Origin of the sequence: Sphingobium sp. ba1, from assembly GCF_000743655.1 — a bacterium.
GTDB lineage: Bacteria > Pseudomonadota > Alphaproteobacteria > Sphingomonadales > Sphingomonadaceae > Sphingobium.
In genome coordinates this window covers 1,675,065-1,678,287 of sequence record NZ_JPPQ01000069.1, presented here as the reverse complement: position 1 = coordinate 1,678,287, position 3,223 = coordinate 1,675,065, and the positions used below count along the sequence as shown (strand labels likewise).

2 protein-coding genes are annotated in these 3,223 nt (G+C 61.8%); both read right to left on the bottom strand.

The window, feature by feature from the left end; genetic code table 11:
* Positions 1-1,920, bottom strand: a 1,920-nt coding sequence (gene ppdK, locus IL54_RS11145) for a pyruvate, phosphate dikinase (RefSeq protein ID WP_037478417.1), incomplete at its 3' end; no start/stop codon positions are given.
* A 138-nt stretch (positions 1,921-2,058) separates the two neighbouring features.
* Positions 2,059-3,223 (bottom strand): glycine--tRNA ligase subunit beta (locus IL54_RS24150; protein WP_037478415.1); only part of this gene is annotated, 1,165 nt, incomplete at its 5' end.

Genomic DNA, 3,223 nt, shown 5'->3' with positions numbered 1-3,223 from the left:
GGTGACGGGCAGGCCCGCCATGACCATGAAGATCTGTGCGAAATCGTCACGCTGTTCGGGCAGCAGTCGTTCCAATGCGACGCGGCGGCCCTTCTCGCTGTCGGCCAGGATCATTTCGCGGACGGCGGTGATGCGGGCCGCGTCGAAGAACATATGTTCGGTGCGGCAGAGGCCCACGCCTTCCGCGCCGAATTCGCGCGCGACCTTGCAGTCCTGCGGCGTTTCCGCGTTGGCGCGGACCTTGAGGCGGCGCACCTTGTCGGCCCAGACCATCAACGTGCCGAAGTCGCCCGCCAGTTCGGGCTGCACGGTGGGCACTTCGCCCGCCATGACTTCGCCGGTCGATCCGTCGAGGGTGAGGATATCGCCCTCCTTCAATTCCCGACCGCCGATGCGCAAGATTTTCGCCCTGCTGTCGATCGAAATGCCGCCGGCGCCGGAGACGCAGGGACGGCCCATGCCGCGCGCCACGACGGCGGCGTGACTGGTCATGCCGCCGCGCGCAGTCAGGATGCCCTTGGCCGCGTGCATGCCGTGAATATCTTCCGGCGATGTTTCGACACGGACCAAGATCACGGCGTCGCCCATTTCATTGCGGCGCTCGGCGGTGTCGGCGTCGAACACGATCAAGCCCGATGCGGCACCGGGGCTGGCGGGCAGCCCCTTGGTCAGCACGTCGCGCGGTGCCTTGGGATCGAGCGTGGGGTGGAGCAATTGGTCGAGCGCGGCGGGATCGACGCGGGCGACGGCTTCTTCCTCGGTGATCAGGCCTTCATGCGCCATGTCCACGGCCATTTTGAGCGCGGCCTTCGCCGTGCGCTTGCCCGACCGTGTCTGGAGCATCCACAGCTTGCCCTGCTGGACGGTGAATTCAATGTCCTGCATGTCGCGATAATGGGTTTCGAGGATCTGGAACACCTTGGCCAGTTCGGCATAGGTTTCCGGCATCGCCTCTTCCATCGACAGCGGCTTCGCCCCTGCCCGCTCCCGTGCGGCGAGCGTCAGATATTGCGGGGTGCGGATGCCGGCGACGACATCCTCGCCCTGCGCATTGATCAGAAATTCGCCATAATAGACATTCTCGCCGGTCGACGGGTCGCGGGTGAAGGCGACGCCGGTGGCTGAGGTTTCGCCCATATTGCCGAACACCATCGCCTGCACATTGACGGCGGTGCCCCATTCGCCGGGGATGTTGTTGAGGCGGCGATAGACTTTAGCGCGCTCCGACTGCCACGAGCCGAAAACGGCGCTGATCGCGCCCCAAAGCTGGTCATGGACATCCTGCGGGAAAGGCTTGTCCCACAGCTTCTTCACCAGCGCCTTATATTCGGCGACCAGGGCCTTCCAGTCGTCGGCGGTCATTTCGGTGTCGAGGCTGTAGCCCTGATCTTCCTTGGCGACTTCGAGCGCTTCCTCGAACGCGCCATGGTCCAGTTCCAGCACGACGTCCGAATACATCTGGATGAAGCGGCGATAGCTGTCCCAGGCGAAACGCTCGTCGCCCGATGTGTTCGCAAGGCCGATGACGGTTTCGTCGTTGAGGCCGAGGTTGAGGACCGTGTCCATCATGCCGGGCATCGACGCGCGCGCGCCGGAACGGACCGAGACGAGCAGCGGATCGGCGGCATCGCCGAACTTCTTGCCGGTGATCCCTTCGATATGGGCAAGGCCAGTGGCGACTTCCGCCTTCACGCTGTCAGGATAGACGCCGCCATCTTCATAATAGCGGGTGCACATTTCCGTGGTGATGGTGAAGCCCGGCGGCACCGGCAGGCCGATCGCGGCCATGCCGTCGAGGTTCGCGCCCTTGCCGCCCAGAAGGTTGCGGTCCCCCTGCCCGCCATCATCCACGCCGCCGCCAAAACGATAGACATAACGGGTCGCGGTGGTGGTCATGATGGCCTCTTGTGTCTCGGTCATTCCCGGCTCTCCCTGCACTGATTGCCGATTATATTGCGTTGCAACAATCCAGCAGCAATAGCGGGATGATGCGCGATCGAATAGGATTATTACGCTTTAACTTCGCACTTTTCCCGCTGATTTTGTCATTTCGTTGCGTCAGCCCGCAATCTTTGAAAAGTCGGCTACGCTATGAACGGCGTCACGCACCCGCGCCAGCAGCGCAAGGCGGGCCGCGCGCTTGGCGGGATCAGCGTCGTTGACCGTCACGCTTTCAAAGAAGGCGTCGATGGGCGCGCGGAGAGTGGCGAGCGCGGCCATAGCACCCTCGAACTCCTCCGCCGCCACCGCCTGCGCCGTGCGCGGTTCCGCCACGTCGAGCGCGGCGATGAGCGCAGCTTCGGCTATTTCGGGCGTGTAGGACAGCGGGAAATTGCTGTGTTCCTGCGCTTCGTCACCCCGGACTTGATCCGGGGTCCCGCTTTCTTCGGGTGCGGCGGAAGAAGAAAGCGGGACCCCGGCTTTCGCCGGGGTGACGGTGGTGGGTTGGGCGGGCGCTTCCTTCTTGAGGATGTTCGCGGCGCGCTTGTAACCCGCGAGCAGGTTCGCGCCGTCGTCGGTCGCGACGAAGGATTGCAGCGCATGGACGCGGGCGAGAAGACGGACGAGATCATCCTCGCCGCCGAGTGCGAACACTGCGTCGATCAGGTCGTGACGGACCCCGGCTTCGCGCTGCTGGACCTTGAGGCGGTCGGCGAAGAAGTCGAGGAGAAGAGCATCGTTAGATCGAAACGCTGCTAATTTTTCAGGCTCATACTCTGCAAACAAATCACAGATACCCTTCAAGGTATCGCACTTGATAGCCAAATCAAAAAATGGAAGCGAGACGTTGCCCATCAACGTAAAGAAAAAATCACTGAATTGCCTTTTTAATGGGCGATCGCTGTCATAGTTAGGATGAGATGAGGACGCATAAAATAGCCAGCGAAGAGTAAGATCACGCATCGAAAACATTTTAGGCATTTGCAGCGACAATGCTAAAACGCCCAAAGCTGCACGTCTCAAAGCAAAAGGATCTCTCGATCCCGTAGGTTGCTCACCAATATAAAAGAACCCAACCAACGTATCCAGCTTATCCGCCAAACTCACCGCTACCGTGACCGGGGCGGTCGGGACGTCGTCGCCTTGGCCGACCGGCTTGTAATGGTCGCGGATGGCGTCGGCTACGGCGTCGGGCAGGCCTTCGGCGCGGGCGTAGTAGCCGCCCATGATGCCTTGCAATTCGGGGAACTCGCCGACCATTTCGGTGACGAGGTCGGCCTTG